Annotated in this window: 9 protein-coding genes and 1 tRNA gene; 7 read left to right on the top strand and 3 right to left on the bottom strand. The window is 67.5% G+C overall.

Features of this window, described 5'->3' with window-relative positions; all coding sequences use genetic code 11:
* Positions 1-21: 21 nt before the first annotated feature.
* The 4 genes from alaS (at position 22) to D575_RS0102320 (ending at position 4,677) form a co-directional block, all read left to right on the top strand.
* A complete protein-coding gene (alaS, locus tag D575_RS0102335) occupies positions 22-2,631 on the top strand; it encodes an alanine--tRNA ligase (RefSeq protein ID WP_018144303.1) in 2,610 nt (869 codons plus the stop codon).
* A 292-nt stretch (positions 2,632-2,923) separates the two neighbouring features.
* A complete protein-coding gene (locus D575_RS0102330) occupies positions 2,924-4,168 on the top strand; it encodes an aspartate kinase (protein WP_018144302.1) in 1,245 nt (414 codons plus the stop codon).
* Between the two features lie 68 nt (positions 4,169-4,236).
* Positions 4,237-4,491, top strand: coding sequence for a carbon storage regulator CsrA (gene csrA, locus D575_RS0102325; RefSeq protein ID WP_018144301.1), 255 nt, complete (start codon positions 4,237-4,239; stop codon positions 4,489-4,491).
* 95 nt (positions 4,492-4,586) lie between these two features.
* A tRNA-Ser gene (locus tag D575_RS0102320) sits at positions 4,587-4,677 on the top strand.
* Positions 4,678-5,027: 350 nt separating this feature from the next.
* Here the strand turns inward: D575_RS0102320 and cydC are convergent.
* From cydC to D575_RS0102305, 3 genes are all read right to left on the bottom strand, one after another.
* Positions 5,028-6,713 (bottom strand): thiol reductant ABC exporter subunit CydC, encoded by a 1,686-nt coding sequence (cydC, locus tag D575_RS0102315; protein WP_026182016.1) that lies wholly within the window; start codon positions 6,711-6,713, stop codon positions 5,028-5,030.
* Positions 6,706-8,325, bottom strand: a complete 1,620-nt coding sequence (gene cydD, locus D575_RS0102310; protein WP_026182015.1) for a thiol reductant ABC exporter subunit CydD — start codon at positions 8,323-8,325, stop codon at positions 6,706-6,708. Before cydD ends, cydC begins: the two co-directional genes overlap by 8 nt.
* 102 nt (positions 8,326-8,427) lie before the next feature.
* The gene (locus D575_RS0102305) at positions 8,428-9,813 is read right to left on the bottom strand and encodes an NAD(P)/FAD-dependent oxidoreductase (RefSeq protein WP_018144298.1); all 1,386 of its coding nucleotides are present in this window, start codon (positions 9,811-9,813) and stop codon (positions 8,428-8,430) included.
* A 368-nt stretch (positions 9,814-10,181) separates the two neighbouring features.
* Here D575_RS0102305 and D575_RS0102300 point away from each other — a divergent pair, with 368 nt between their 5' ends.
* From D575_RS0102300 to D575_RS0102290, 3 genes are all read left to right on the top strand, one after another.
* On the top strand, positions 10,182-11,588 hold the full coding sequence (locus D575_RS0102300; RefSeq protein ID WP_018144297.1) for a cytochrome ubiquinol oxidase subunit I: 1,407 nt from the start codon (positions 10,182-10,184) through the stop codon (positions 11,586-11,588).
* Positions 11,589-11,591: 3 nt separating this feature from the next.
* On the top strand, positions 11,592-12,596 hold the full coding sequence (gene cydB / locus D575_RS0102295; RefSeq protein ID WP_018144296.1) for a cytochrome d ubiquinol oxidase subunit II: 1,005 nt from the start codon (positions 11,592-11,594) through the stop codon (positions 12,594-12,596).
* A gap of 151 nt (positions 12,597-12,747) precedes the next feature.
* Positions 12,748-14,229, top strand: a complete 1,482-nt coding sequence (locus tag D575_RS0102290; RefSeq protein WP_018144295.1) for a sigma-54-dependent Fis family transcriptional regulator — start codon at positions 12,748-12,750, stop codon at positions 14,227-14,229.
* Positions 14,230-14,401 lie beyond the last annotated feature (172 nt).

The raw sequence follows: 14,401 nt of genomic DNA, 5'->3' as shown, positions 1-14,401 counted from the left end.
CCCCATTGCTATCGGAACCGCATGAAAAGCGCCGACATTCGCCGGAGTTTCCTCGAATTCTTTGAAGGGCACGGACACACGATCGTGCCGTCCAGCCCGCTGGTGCCAGGCAACGACCCCACGTTGCTGTTCACCAACGCAGGCATGGTGCAGTTCAAGGATGTGTTTCTCGGGCGCGAGAAGCGCCCGTACACCCGGGCCGTGTCCAGCCAGCGCTGCGTGCGCGCCGGCGGCAAGCACAACGATCTCGAGAATGTCGGCTACACCGCGCGGCACCACACCTTCTTCGAGATGCTGGGCAATTTCAGTTTCGGTGACTACTTCAAGCGCGACGCGATCCACTACTGCTGGCAGTTCCTGACCGACACCATCGGCCTGCCGCCGGAAAAGCTGTGGGTCACGGTCTACGAGACCGACGACGATGCCTACAAGGTCTGGGCCGACGAGATCAAGGTCCCGGCCGAACGCATCATCCGCATCGGCGACGACCCTGACGGCGGTTCCGACAACTTCTGGCAGATGGGCGAAACCGGCCCCTGCGGCCCCTGCACCGAGGTCTTCTACGACCACGGGCCGGAGGTCGCGGGTGGCCCGCCCGGTTCGCCGGACGAGGACGGCGATCGCTACATCGAGATCTGGAACCTGGTGTTCATGCAGTACGACCGCGATGCGGACGGCACGCTGAACCCGCTGCCGCGCCCGTCCGTGGATACCGGCATGGGCCTGGAACGCCTGGCGGCTGTGCTGCAGGGCGTGCATTCCAACTACGAGATCGATCTGTTCCAGGACCTGATCGCGGCCGCCGCACGGGTAACCGGTGCGACCGAGAAGGATTCCGCCTCGCTGCGCGTGATCGCGGATCACATCCGCTCCATCGCCTTCCTGATTACCGACGGCGTGCTGCCTTCCAACGAAGGGCGTGGCTATGTGCTGCGCCGCATCATCCGCCGCGCCGCGCGCCATGGCTTCAAGGTCGGCGCGCAGGACGCCTTCCTCTACCAGACCGTGGGCGACCTGGTGCGCGCGATGGGCGAGGCCTTCCCGGAACTGGCCGAGGCGCAGGCCCAGGTCGAGAAGGTCCTGGAAAAGGAAGAGCGCAAGTTCCTGGAGACCCTGGACAAGGGCATGAAGATCCTGGAAGAGGACCTGCGCGATCTCGAGGGCAAGGTGATCCCCGGCGAGACCATCTTCCTGCTCTACGACACCTACGGCTTTCCGGTGGACCTGACCGGCGACATTGCGCGCGAGCGCGACCTGGAGCTGGACATGGAGGGCTTCGAGTCCGCCATGGCCGGCCAGCGTGCACGGGCCCGTGCGGCCAGCCACTTCTCGATGGACGACGGCGGTCTGCCGCAGGTCGATGTCGCGACCGAATTCTCCGGCTACGAGACCGTGGACGACGAGGGCCGCGTGCTGGCGCTGTACCAGAATGGCGAGGCCGTCGATCGCCTGGAAGTCGGTGCCGAGGGGCTGGTGGTACTGGACCGCACGCCGTTCTATGGCGAGTCCGGCGGCCAGGTGGGCGATGTCGGTACGCTCAGCGGTTCCGGCGTGCGCTTCCAGGTCTCCGACACCCGCAAGCAGGGTGCGGCGCACATCCACGTAGGCCAGGTCCGCGCCGGCACGCTGGAGCGCGGCCAGACCCTGCAGGCCGCCGTGGAAGGCCCGCGCCGCGAGAACATCCGCCGCCACCATTCGGCCACTCATCTCCTGCACAAGGCGCTGCGCGATCAGCTGGGCGACCACGTGCAACAGAAGGGATCGCTGGTGGACCCGGATCGTTTGCGCTTCGACTTCACCCATATGGAACCGCTGACCGACGAACAGCTGCACTCCATCGAGGCCCAGGTGAACGCCGAGATCCTGGCCAACGAGGCCACCGATACCAACGTCATGGACATCGACTCCGCGATGGAGTCCGGCGCGGTCGCGCTGTTCGGCGAGAAGTACGGCGATCAGGTGCGGGTGCTGAAGATCGGCACCTCGGTGGAGCTGTGTGGCGGCACGCACGTGGATCGCACCGGCGATATCGGGTTGTTCCGCATTACCTCCGAGGGTGGGGTGGCCGCGGGTATCCGGCGTATCGAGGCAGTCGCCGGCGAGGTCGCCCTGCGCTGGGTGGACGAGCAGATCGGCCACCTGGACGCGATCGCCGATCGCCTGCGCGCCGGGCGCGGCGAGGCGGCCGACAAGGTTGCCCAGCTGCAGGAGCGCACTCGCGAGATGGAGAAGCAGGTCACGCAGCTGAAGGGCAAGCTGGCCAGCCAGGCCGGCGACGACCTCGGCTCGCAGGCCAAGGATGTCGACGGCATCCAGGTACTGGCTGCCAAGGTCGAGGGCGTGGAGCCCAAGGCCCTGCGCGACATGGTCGACCAGCTCAAGCAGAAGCTCGGCAAGGCTGTGGTGGTGCTGGGCACCGCGACGGGCGAGGGCAAGGTCAGCCTGGTGGCAGGTGTGACCAAGGCCGAGACCGGCCAGTTCAAGGCTGGGGATCTGGTGGGCCATGTCGCTACGCAGGTCGACGGCAAGGGCGGCGGCCGTCCGGACATGGCGATGGCCGGCGGCCAGAGTCCGGACAAGCTGGACGCGGCCCTGGCCTCGGTGGAGGCCTGGGTGCGCGAACGCGCCTGACCGCCCCGTATGCTGCGATCCCCGTCATCGCTTGGCGCGTAGCGCCGCGGCGATCTCCGCGGGCAGCCCGGGTGCCGGAGGGTTCGGCGGGATCCGGTGGTTTTGGACGGAGGCTGCCATGGCCCGGTTGGGGCCTCGCAATGGCGGGGCCCTGCGCGGGGTTCGCCGGGGCGGTGGGCTTTAATGCGGCGGCCAGTTGGTGTTTAATGCCCGCTTCTTAAGTAAACGCTAATGGATGGGGTGCGCCCTGTCCGGACGGTCGCAAGGACCGGGCACGGAACGGAATCTTGAAATGGCGTTGCTGGTACTCAAATTTGGCGGCACCTCGGTGGGCTCGCCCGAACGCATCCAGGCGGTGGCGGAACGCGCGCTGAAGCTGCGCGAGGAAGGCCATCAGCTGGTGATCGTGGTCTCCGCGATGAGCGGCGAGACCGACCGCCTGCTGGGCCTGGCGCACGCGCTGAATCCGCGCGCGGACGGTCGCGAACTGGATGTGCTGCTGTCCACCGGGGAGCAGGTCACCATCGCGTTGCTGGCGATGGCGCTGGAGGCGCGGGGCTGTGATGCGCGGTCCTACACCGGGGCGCAGGTGACCATCCGTACGGATAGTGCGCACAACAAGGCCCGTATCCGCAGCATCGACGATGCCCGGGTGCGTGGCGATCTCGAGGCCGGGCGCGTCGTGGTCGTGGCCGGTTTCCAGGGCGTGGACGAGGAGGGTGCGATCACCACCCTGGGCCGCGGCGGATCGGATACCACCGCGGTGGCGCTGGCCGCGGCGCTGAAGGCCGACGAATGCCGTATCTATACTGATGTCGACGGCGTCTACACCACCGATCCGCGGTTGGTGCCGACGGCCCGCCGCCTGCAAAGCATCACCTTCGAGGAGATGCTGGAGATGGCCAGCCTGGGCTCCAAGGTGCTGCAGATCCGCGCGGTGGAATTTGCCGGCAAGTACAACGTCCCTTTACGAGTGCTGTCCTCGTTCGAGGAAGGCCCGGGAACCCTGATTACCACGGAGGAGGATGCGCAAGTGGAACAGGCGCTGGTTGCGGGTATCGCGTTCAATCAGAACGAGGCCCAGCTGACGGTTCAGGGCGTCCCCGATCAGCCGGGGGTCGCGCATCGCATCCTCGGCCCGATCGCGGACGCCAATATCGAGGTGGACATGATCGTGCAGAACGTCGGGGCGGATAATTCCACCGACTTCACGTTCACCGTCCATCGCAATGACTACGACAAGGCCCTGGAGATCCTGCAGGCGGCCGCGAAAGCGCTGGGCGCCCGCGAGGTGTCCGGGGATACGCACATCGTGAAGATCTCGGTGGTCGGGGTCGGTATGCGTTCGCACGCGGGCATCGCCAGCAAGATGTTCGAGGCCCTGTCGCGCGAAACCATCAACATCCGGATGATCTCCACCTCGGAGATCAAGATCTCCGTGGTCGTAGATGAGAAGTACCTCGAACTTGCAGTGCGTGCATTGCACGATGCGTTTGAACTCGAACAGACCCCAGTCGGTCAACAGGAGGACGGTTAAGGATGACAGACCGTAAAACGGTTACCGGACGACCGACTCCGTCCGACACAGGCACTGCGGAGAAGAGCATGCTCATTTTGACTCGGCGTGTGGGCGAGACCCTCATGATCGGCGATGATGTGTCCGTCACCGTCCTGGGGGTCAAGGGCAATCAAGTCCGCATCGGCATCAACGCACCCCAGGACGTCGCGGTCCATCGCGAGGAAATCTTTCAGCGCATTCAGCGTGAAGCGAACGTCGCCAGTGGTGAGGGCGGCGGCGAGAATTCCAGTGGCGGTGGTACTGGGGCGGGTGGTGCCGCGGCAGGCGCACGCGACGACTGAACCTCCCGTAAGGAAAGCGAAAGGCCCGGAGGCTGCGATCAGCCTTCCGGGCCTTTCATTTGAAGGCCCAAGGCCTTATCCTGTGCCGCGTTTCCGGAGAGTTGGCCGAGTGGTCGAAGGCGCTCCCCTGCTAAGGGAGTATGGGTCAAAAGCCCATCGAGGGTTCGAATCCCTCACTCTCCGCCAAATCCTGCGAAGGGGCCCGAGTGGCCCCTTTCGTACGTCTGGCCCCCGAGATTTCCGGGATTCGAACCCGAGATACAAGAACGATGGTTCGACCGGTGGCGCGTAGCGACACCGGAACGCCGCAGCGTAGCGAAGGCGGCCCGAAGGGCGACCGGCGCAGCCGGGCGTAATCCTCACTCTCCGCCAAATCCCGCGAAGGGGCCCGAGTGGCCCCTTTCGCACGTCTGGCCCCGGCGTTCGTCCCCCAGCCCGTCCCCCATTGCTTCGTGATCCGAACCTGTTTGTGCGGCCACCGAAAGTCGGGTGCCGGTGTGTCGGGCACGTTTCGCTGCGAGGTCCCGTCGCCGGCCTTAGCTCCGGCCGAGCGGTTTCGCGAGTTCGAGGCGCGGCCAGCGGGCCGGCAGTTGTCCCGGGGCATGGGTGACGAGGATGCACTGACGGTCCTGCAGCCAAGGCAGCAGCCGTTCCACCACTCGTTGTTGCGTGGGGGTATCCAGACCGGAAAAGGGCTCGTCGAGCAGGATGACAGGCCGGTCCTGAAGGACGACCGCCGCCAGGGCGAGACGGCGGCGCTGACCGCCGGAGAGGGACGCGCCGCCCTCGCCGATGCGGTAGTCCAGACCCTCGTCGGTACCGCGCACGGCCTCGGCGAGATCGACCTGTTCCAGAGCCTCCCACAGTGCGGCATCGCTCAAAGACCTGTGCACCGGCGACAGGATGCTTCGGAGAGTCGTGTCCGGCAGTTGCAAGCCCTGGGGCAGGTAGCTGATGTGGCGGTAGCGGGCATCGGTCGGGATTCTTGCCAGATCGTCGTGGCCGAGCGCTACGGTACCGGCCAGGGGCGGGAGTTCGCCGGCGAGGGTGTCCAGCAGCGTGCTCTTGCCGTGCCCGCTGGCCCCGCTGATCACCAGGGGATAGCCACGCGCGGGTTCGAGGTCCAGGGGGCCGAGCAACGGGCGCTCGCGGCGAAAGCCAATGGTCAGGCCCTGTGCGTGTAGCGCCGGGGCCTCGTCAGGCGGGGTCGGGTCCACGTACTCGGCGGGTGCGGGGGTATGGGTGGGGGCCGCCTCCAGATGCTGCACCCGCCCGGCGGCCTCCAGGCTCTCTCCGGCACGCCACCATGCCCCGGGCAGGCTGCCCAGGACCTCGCCCAGGCCCAGGGTCATCAGCGGCAGCAGCACCGCGACCGGCGCGCTCAGTACCCCGTCGCGATACCAGCCCAGTGCCAGCACCAGCATCAGCAGGGCGGAGGCGCCGACCACGGCCTGCACGATCTGCTCGGAGCCGACCCCGAACGCCTCCTGCGTCCGTTGCCGGCGCGCGTAGGCGTCGTTTTCACGGCGCAGGCGGGCCTCGTGCTCGCGGGCACGGTCGTAGGCCAGCAGTTCGGCCAGGCCGCCGATGTAGTCAAACAGTCCGACGCGTTCGCCGGCCCGGGCCTGCACCAGCGCGTGGCTGCGGCGCTGCCCGGCAAGGGCGAGCACGGCGGAGACCGCGAGCGTCGCGACGCCGGAGGTGGCGAGTACGACCGCGGCGGGCCAGGGTGCCAGCCAGACGGCGATGACCAGCGTGACCACCAGGCTGATCGCGGCCGCGATCATGGGGCCGACCACCCGCAGGGGCATCGCATCGAGGGTGTCGATGTCGCCGGTCAGGCGCGTCTGCAGGTCGCCACTGCGGTAGGCGCGAATGCGTTCCATGGGCAGCGCGGCGAGGCCGCGGAAGCTGTGGCCGCGCAGGTCGGCCAGGCTGCGCAGCACCGCCTCGTGGCTGACCAGGCGTTCGAAGTAACGCGCCAGGGTGCGACTGATCGCGGCGGTACGGATGCCGCCGGAGGGCACGTAGAGGTCGAGTGTGGCCAGCAGGCCTGCGCCGGCCAGGGCGGTGGCGGTAATGAACCAGCCGGACAATGCCAGCAGGGCGATGCCGGCGATCCAGGTCAGCGCCAGCAGTCCCCAGGCACCCCAGTACCAGCCCCGGCGCTGGCGGAATACGCGGTGCAGAAAGGCCAGTTCCGCGCGGGGACCGTTACGCATGGCGCGCCCCCGGTGTCGCCGGCGCCAGGTCCAGGCGTTGCGGGCAGCGCTGGTGAATGGCGGCATGATGACTCGCGATCACCAGCGTCAGGCCACGGGCCTCGGCCAGCCGAAACAGCGTGTCGAGCAGGGCCTGTTCGGTGTCCGGGTCGAGTGCACTGGTGGGTTCGTCGAGCAGCCAGAGCCGATGCCCCGAGAGCAGGGCGCGCGCCACGGCGACCCGCTGGGCCTGACCGCCTGAGAGCCCGTGCCGGGCCTCGCCGATGGCGGTATCCAGGCCGTCAGGGAGCTCCGGTGCATCTACGGGCAGCCCGGCCTGCTCCAGCGCCGTGGCCATCTCCGCATCGGCGATCGTTGCATGGCGGGCGAGCTGCAGGTTCTCGCGCAGGCTGCCGTGGAACAGATGGGCGTCCTGGTCGATCCAGGCGAAGTGCCGGGCCAGAGGATGGCGCCGGACGCGGCCTTCGGCGGGTGGCAGGAAACCGGCACACACCGCGAGCAGGGTGGACTTGCCGCTGCCACTGGGCCCGGTCAGCGCGAGATGCGCCCCGGTTTGAATCTCGAGGTCGAGAGCCTTCAGGACCGGCGTGCGCTGACCCGGGTAGTGCACCGTGACGCCCTCGAGTTGCAGCCAGGGGCCGGTCACGTCCTCGCTATTGAATTCGGTGGCCTCGGCCAACGCCTCGGGGCCGGTGGGTGATGCAAGCGCGGGGGCGAGGCTCTCCGCCGCCGCCAGGGCGCCGGCGCGGTCATGGTAGCTCTGGGCGAACTGGCGCAGCGGCAGGAAGTACTCCGGCGCCAGCAGCAGGACGAACAACCCGGTGAACAGGGTGATGTCGCCGGCCGGGCCGTAGTCGATGGCGCCGAACAGGGCGAAGCCGATGTAGATCGCGACCATGCCGATCGCGACCGCGCTAAAGAATTCCATGATCGCCGAGGACAGGAACGCGACCCGCAGGGTGCGCATGGTCAGGCGCCGTTGCTGGTGGCTGCGCTCGACGACCTCCGTCTCGGTCGCGGCGATGGCACGGGCCCGGCGCAGCCAGTCCAAGGTGCGGATACGGTCGAGAAAGTGCCCCGCCAGGCGGTTCTCCTCCTCCTGCTGACGCCGGTGGATCTGTTCCGCGCCCATGCCGACGATCGCCATGAACGCCGGGATCAGCGGAGCGGCGAGCAGCAACAGGAGGGCGGCGAGCCAGTCCAGCCAGAGTGCCGCGACCAGGATGGCCAGCGGCGTCAGGATGACGGCCTGGCGCGCCGGCAGGTAACGGGCGTAGTAGCCGGTCAGGTCATCCACCCGCGTCTGGAACTGCTCCGCCCAGGCGCCCGCGGTGGTCTGCCCGGCCAGCCGCGCCGGTCCGGCTTCCCGGGCCTGTTGCAGGAGATCGGCGCGCAGCTGCTGCTTCACCGCAAAGGCGAGCCGGTGACCGGCCAGATCCCGCAGGGCCTGGGCGGCATAGCGCAGGGCGAGCAACCCGAGGCCCGCGAGCAGGATGCCCGGGAGGTACGGGGCCTCGGGGGCGAACAGGGTGCCGTGGACCGCCCAGGCCACGAGCCCCGCCAGGGCAATGGTGGCCAATGTCGCCACCAGCGTGCTGGTGGCACTTAGCACAAGCCAGCGGCGGTGCAGCCGCTGGCGCGCGCGCAGCCATGGGCCCGGCGAGGTCCGGGCGTCTGTCGCCTCCGCGTCTGTTCCGGGCACTTGCGTCATCGACTATCGCAGATAGCGCCCGCGCAGCATGTTGAAGTACAGCGGCTTGATCATGTGGACCTTCAGGCGCCACCACATCCAGCTGGGTTCCCCCTGGTCGAGGAAGCTGAAGGTCGGCACCTCCTGCAGGCTGTAGTCGAACTCCACCAGGGCGGCCTTGCCCACCTCGGTGATCAGCGGACAGGAGGTGTAGCCGTCGAACTGCCGCGAGGGCTCCCGATCCTGGATCACGTCCACCAGGTTGTCCGGCATCACCGCGCCATGCGAACGCACGGTGGATGCGGTCTTGCCGATCGCGGTCGCGACCACGTCCCCGGCCCCGAAGATGTTCGGGTAGTCCGTGTGCTGCAGCGTGCGGTCATCCACCGCCAACCAGCCACCGGCCGCCAGGGGCCCGTCCTCCACCGCCAGCCCGGCGTCGCGAACAAAGTCGTGCGCGCGCATCGGCGGGGTCACGTGAAGATAGTCGTAGTCCACGGTCTCGCGCCCGCCGTCACGGGTCTCGAACTGGGCCTGGCGGGCGTCGACGTCCACCGCCACCAGGGCGCCACCGTCGTTCACGCTCACGCCGCGTTCGGCGTACAGGTCGCGCACCATGTGGTCGAAGCGCTGCACGCTGAACAGGGTGTCCGATGCCGTGTGATAGTGGAAATCGGCCCCGTTGCGCTGACCGGCCGAGCGCAGCAGGTCATCGGCGATGAAGGTCGCCTTGATCGGCGCACCGGCACACTTGATCGGCGTATTGGGGATGGTGAAACGTGCCACCCCGCCGTTCTCGCCGAACGCATGGATCTGCTCGTAGGCATCGCGTGCGGCCTCGGCGCTGGCGTACAGGCTGGTCAGGCCGGGGCGGCCGATATCCTCGCGGCGCAGCCCCTCGATCGCCTCGTAGTCCAGGTGCAGCCCGGTCGCGACCACCAGAAAGTCGTAGTCCAGCCGATCGCCGTCGGTGGTCTCGACCCGCTGCGATTCGGGATCAATGGCCGCGACCGCGGAGCGGATCCATTCCACCCCGCGCGGGATGTAGCGTTCGTTGCGGCGCTGGACCTCGCCCACCGAGTAGACGCCCGCGGCCACCAGGGTCCAGCCGGGCTGGTAATGATGGATCTCGCTTGGCTCGACAATCGTGATCCGGGCCCCGTCCAGCAGGTCGCGGAGGCGGGCGGCCATGGTCATCCCCGCGGCACCTCCGCCCAGCACCACGATGCGGGCCTGGCTGGAGACCGCCGCGCGGGCCGGGGCGGCCTGTACGCCGGTCGCCGACACTAGGCCGGCGGCGCCAGCGATCTTCAGGAAATCGCGCCGGGACAGGCCCCGCAGCGTCTCGTCGGCCTGACGGGCCAGGGCCTTTTCAATCTCGGGATGCTTCGGGTCTTCGGGATGATGCATGGCTCTCTCCGCGTATCCGTCTGCCGCGCCGGAGACCGGGCGGGTCAGTTGCGATGGTCGCGCCGTCGACCGGGCGCTTCGTGTGACGGATTGCTTACAAGTTGCATGCCAACACCGGCAGGCCGCTCCACTGGGCCTTGTGTGCCGGTATGGGCGGGATCGAGCTGCCGGTTATGGCAGTCATCTGGGATCAGACTGCCAAATATGGCAGAAACGGGCCGGTGGCTGCTTGTGCCCGCCGGGCGGAAAACACCGGTTTGTAGCGTGCAGCCAGCCATCGTGGTGCGAACAGGCAGTCTGGCACGGTACTTGTTAGGAGGTTCATCGATACGTCATGTCGGCGTGCCCCTGACTACGGAGGAAAGGCCATGGAGCTCGACCCCATACTGCTATCGCGAATCCAGTTCGCGTTTGTCGTTTCATTCCACGCGATCTTCCCGGTCTTCACGATCGGGCTGGCTTCGTTTATCGCGTTTCTGGAATTTCGCGCCTGGAAGACCGGCGACACGCTCTATACCCAGATCTCGAAGTTCTGGATCAAGATCTTCGCGGTGGTGTTCGGCATGGGCGTGGTCTCCGGGCTGGTCATGTCGTTCCAGTTCGGCACCAACTGGAGCGCGTTCTCCTACGCCACGGCCAATTTCCTCGGGCCCGTGTTGTCCTACGAGGTGCTGACCGCGTTCTTCCTGGAGGCGGCCTTCCTCGGCGTGCTGCTGTTCGGGCGTGACCGGGTCCCGCAGGGCGTGCATCTGTTCTCCGCGCTGATGGTGGCGCTGGGCACGTTCATCTCGTCGTTCTGGATCCTGGTGGCCAACAGCTGGATGCAGACACCGGTCGGTTTCGAGCTGCAGGACGGTGTGTTCCACGTCACCTCCTGGATCACGGCGATCTTCAACCCGAGCTTCTGGCCGCGCTTCTTCCACATGGGCCTGGCCTCGCTGCTGACGGCGGGCTTCGTGGTCGCCGGGGTCTCGGCCTGGTACCTGCTGCGCCAGCGCGACGTGGTGATGAATCGCAAGGCCCTGGGCACCACCATGTGGGTGCTGCTGTTCGCGGCCCCCGCGCAGCTGGTGGTCGGCGATATTCATGGCCTTAACACCTTCGAGCATCAGCCGACCAAGGTGGCGGCGATGGAAGGCGTGTGGGAGACCGAGCGCGGTGCCCCGCTGCTGCTGTTCGCCATCCCAGACTCGGCCAACGAAACCAATCACTTCGAAATCGGTATCCCGAAGATGGCGAGCTTCATCCTGACCCACGAGCTGGATGGCGAGGTGCCGGGTCTGCTGGAGGTCCCCGCGGAGGAACGCCCGCCGGTGGGCATCACCTTCTGGTCGTTCCGCGTCATGGTCGCGATCGGCATGGTGATGATCCTGTTTGCGCTGGCCGGTGCCTGGCTGCGCTTCCGCCGCCGGATGTACGCCTCCCCGCTGTTCCTCAGGGGACTGTCCTGGATGATCCCGGCGCCGTTCCTCGCGGTGGTCGCGGGCTGGTTCGTGACCGAGACCGGCCGCGCGCCCTGGCTGGTCTACGGGGTGATGAACCACGCCGAGGGCATCACGCCGGCCCTGACCGGCGGCATGGCCCTGTTCACCCTGATCGGCTACATCGCGGTCTACGCCGCGGTGTTCACCGGGGGGGTCTACTACCTGGTGCGCATCGTGCGCCAGGGCCCGGAACCGGCCGATGCCACGCACGCGCCGGCGCACGCCAAGCGCCCGCTGTCGGCCGCCGATACCTGGATCGATGACGCCGCGGTCAGCGGTGAAAGGAGCTAAGTCATGGAAACCACACTTGATATCACACTGATCTGGGTCGTCATCATCGCCGTGGGCGTGATCGCCTACGTGCTGATGGACGGGTTCGACCTCGGGGTGGGGATCCTCTTCCCCTTTGCCCCGGGGGAGACCTCGCGCGACGTGATGATGAACTCGGTCGCCCCGGTTTGGGACGGCAACGAGACCTGGCTGATCCTCGGCGGGGCCGGGCTGCTGGCGGCCTTCCCGCTGGTCTACTCGGTGTTCCTGCCGGCGCTTTATATCGGGGTCTTCCTGATGCTGGCCGGGCTGATCTTCCGCGGTGTCGCCTTCGAGTTCCGCTTCAAGGCGCATCGCTCCAAGGGGCTGTGGAATGCGGCGTTCGCGATCGGCTCGGCGGTGGCGGCCTTCGCCCAGGGCGCGGTCGTGGGTGCCTACATCCAGGGCTTCGAGATGGACGGGTTCAGTTTCGCCGGCGGACCGCTGGACTGGCTGACGCCGTTCACCGTGCTCACCGGGATCGGACTGCTGGCGGGCTATGCCCTGCTGGGCGCCACCTGGCTGATCGTCAAGACCGAGGGTGATACTCAGGCCTTTGCCTATCGGGTGGCGCCGTGGATGCTGGCGGTCGTGCTGCTGGTGTTCGGCGCGGTGAGTCTCATCACGCCGTTTATCGATCCGAAGGTGATGGAACGCTGGATGGGGACCTGGCAGTACCTCTGGGTGCTCCCGGCGCTGGCGCTGTTCTCCGCCTGGGTGCTGATTCGTGCGGTGCGCCGCCGTGACGAGGGGATCCCGTTCGTCGCCACGATTGCCCTGTTCATCACCACCTATCTCGGGTTGCTGGTGAGCAAGTGGCCGTACGTGGTGCCGCCGGACTACACCTTCTGGGATGCGGCCTCCTCGCCGGATGCGCAGCTGTTCATCCTGGTGGGGGCGCTGTTCGTGATCCCGATCATCCTGGGTTACACCGCGTGGACCTACTGGGTCTTCCGCGGGAAGGTGACCCCGGAGACCGGCTATCACTAGGCGGGATCGCCCATCGGTTGTCACAGGGCCTTTCCGGAATGTCCGAGTCCGCCATTCAGGGCATCGAGCCACGCGTCTGCAGGAAGTCGGCGCCGTGGCACGACCCGAATGGCGGACCTTCCTCTCACGAGCTGCATACGGGGGTGATGGCATGCCGTTGAACATCGCTCGTCTGAACGTGTCTATCGGGCAGCGTGACGGCGTCGGTTCCGGTGTCGGATACGCCTTCCAGGACCCCTTTGTGCGAGGCGACGTGACGAGCATCCCGAAGAAGGAAACGGCACCCCTGGATCCCGATGCCGGGACCCTGCGTCAGGTGCTGGATGTATTCCGTGAACCGGCCATCCTGCTGTCCCCGGACTATCGCATCCTGGCGGCCAATGGCGCCTACCAGCGCATCTACGGGACCGACCGCGATGGCTCCGGCCGCACCTGCTTCGAGGCCTCGCACGGGTTCCGGCGCCCCTGTGACGAGGCGGGGGAGTCCTGTCCTCTGCGGGCGGCCCTGGGCAGTGGTCACAGGGAGCGCGTGCTGCACGTGCATCACACCGAGGCCGGGCGCGAGCACGTGGACGTCGAGTTGCTGCCGATCCGGGGCGAGGGCGGGGAGATCCGCTACCTGATCGAACGGCTGCACCACATGCCCGTCTCGGCACCGCAGGCGGGCAGTGGCGGGCTGGTCGGTCGCTCGAAGGCCTTCAATGCCATGCTGGGGATGATCAGCCGGGTGGCGCCGAGCAATGCCTCGGCCCTTCTGCTCGGCGAGTCCGGCACGGGCAAGGAACTGATCGCACGCGCCATTCACGAAGCGAGCCCGCGGCAGAAATTGCCGTTCGTGCCCGTGGAATGCTCCGGCCTCACCGAAACCCTGTTCGAAAGCGAGTTTTTCGGCCATGAACGGGGGGCGTTTACCGGGGCGACCTCGGCCAAGGCCGGGCTGGTGGAGGCGGCGGCCGGCGGCACCCTGTTTCTCGACGAGGTGGGGGATATACCGCTAAGCCAGCAGGTCAAGCTGCTGCGGCTGCTGGAGACCCACGCCTATCGCCGGGTCGGGGGTGTCGAGTCGCGGCGGGCGGATTTTCGCCTGGTCTGCGCGACCCACCGCGATCTCGAATCCATGGTCCGGGCCGGCGAGTTTCGCGAGGACCTCTACTACCGCATCAACACCTTCCCGATCGAGGTGCCCCCGCTGCGCGCGCGGGCCGAGGATCTCCCGTTGCTGGTAGAAGCGCTCGGCGAGCGCCTGGATCTGGCCGTGCCGCCGCGCCTCGAAGAGGAGGCCCTGAGAATCCTCAAGCAGTATTCCTTCCCCGGCAACGTGCGCGAGCTGCGCAACATCCTCGAGCGTGCGGCATTGCTGGCGGACGGCGAGGCGATCCGGCCGGAACATCTTCCGGATCGCGTGCGGGAAGGAGGGCAGTCCCCGAGCGGGGCGGAGACCGGCGGACTGGACGGGTTGCTGCATCCGCAGTCACTGCGCCCGCTGGACGAGATCGAGCGCGAATACCTGCGGCACGCGGCTGCGGTGTACCCCGGGGACCGCCGGGCGCTGGCGAAGACCCTGGGGATCAGCGAGCGCAGCTTGTACCGGCGCCTGAGCCAGCTCGAGGACGACGCCAACGAGCGGGACTGAAATCGCCCGTCCGGGCGGGCCTGGTAACGCGCCCCGCCCGGCTTGAAGCGGCGTCCGCCGCAGCGGTCGGACGCCCGGCACGGGCCCGTCACCAAGGATGGGGCTGCATGCATACCGCCAGACGAATCAGTAAATAGCGATAAACCGATACACCCGAAAGACTGGAGTCTCA

The organism is Thioalkalivibrio sp. AKL6 (assembly GCF_000376905.1).
Classification (GTDB): domain Bacteria; phylum Pseudomonadota; class Gammaproteobacteria; order Ectothiorhodospirales; family Ectothiorhodospiraceae; genus Thioalkalivibrio; species Thioalkalivibrio versutus.
Note: the sequence above shows the minus strand (reverse complement) of the source record. Positions and strands in the feature narration are given on the sequence as shown.

Coding starts and splice junctions, on each gene's coding strand:
- alaS (WP_018144303.1), top strand. CDS start 22: ATGAAAAGCGCCGACATTCGCCGGAGTTTCCTCGAATTCTTTGAAGGG.
- D575_RS0102330 (WP_018144302.1), top strand. CDS start 2,924: ATGGCGTTGCTGGTACTCAAATTTGGCGGCACCTCGGTGGGCTCGCCC.
- csrA (WP_018144301.1), top strand. CDS start 4,237: ATGCTCATTTTGACTCGGCGTGTGGGCGAGACCCTCATGATCGGCGAT.
- cydC (WP_026182016.1), bottom strand. CDS start 6,713: ATGCGTAACGGTCCCCGCGCGGAACTGGCCTTTCTGCACCGCGTATTC.
- D575_RS0102305 (WP_018144298.1), bottom strand. CDS start 9,813: ATGCATCATCCCGAAGACCCGAAGCATCCCGAGATTGAAAAGGCCCTG.
- D575_RS0102300 (WP_018144297.1), top strand. CDS start 10,182: ATGGAGCTCGACCCCATACTGCTATCGCGAATCCAGTTCGCGTTTGTC.
- cydB (WP_018144296.1), top strand. CDS start 11,592: ATGGAAACCACACTTGATATCACACTGATCTGGGTCGTCATCATCGCC.
- D575_RS0102290 (WP_018144295.1), top strand. CDS start 12,748: ATGCCGTTGAACATCGCTCGTCTGAACGTGTCTATCGGGCAGCGTGAC.